We start from the raw sequence: 565 nt of genomic DNA on the forward strand, positions 1-565 counted from the left end.
ATAGGCTAAGGCAAGCTGCATAGGGTTGTCCAAGATCTGGGGCGCAGATCAGTACAGGTGGACGTCTAAGTTACCAGCACTGGCCTGATGGCTACATACGGCGCTAGGTTTACGCTTACCCCATCACGAAGGCCTTGACGAATTTTCCCTGGAGTAACCTGACCTTATGCCCCAGCTTTTCCAGCTCTCGCGCCCAGTGCTGGGAGCCGCCGCAGGCCTCCATGCCGATGAGGCACGGTTCACGATTGCTGAAGTATTCCAGCAGGACATTGCGCTTTATCTGCTTGTCGATAACTTCACCGGAATGCTCATCAATGAAGTGAACCTGCATCAGATGTTTTGCGATATCGACGCCAACAGGAGTATATTTCATCTTGTGGATCCTCCAGTTGTCAGGGAGCTTTATGCATCCCTTATTGGGCACCATGATGCCGGAAGTCTGCGAGGGTCCACACCTCACCTGTAGACCCTTTCGCCGATCTCAAATGGGTGGGATGCGTTCATCTCATTCCCAGTGGTTCAGCAGATAAGTGAACGCCTTTGCCGTGTCTGAGTGGCGCGACAG

At 53.1% G+C, this 565-nt stretch carries 1 pseudogene; it reads right to left on the bottom strand.

Annotated features, from left to right (window positions below):
- Nucleotides 1–118 precede the first annotated feature (118 nt).
- Nucleotides 119–373 (bottom strand): annotated as a pseudogene (locus IAE50_RS25685) (IS110 family transposase); the annotation flags it as partial.
- Between the last annotated feature and the right edge of the window lie 192 nt (nucleotides 374–565).

The sequence above is a fragment of the Kosakonia sp. S42 genome, assembly GCF_016624785.1.
Taxonomy (GTDB): Bacteria; Pseudomonadota; Gammaproteobacteria; order Enterobacterales; family Enterobacteriaceae; genus Kosakonia; species Kosakonia cowanii.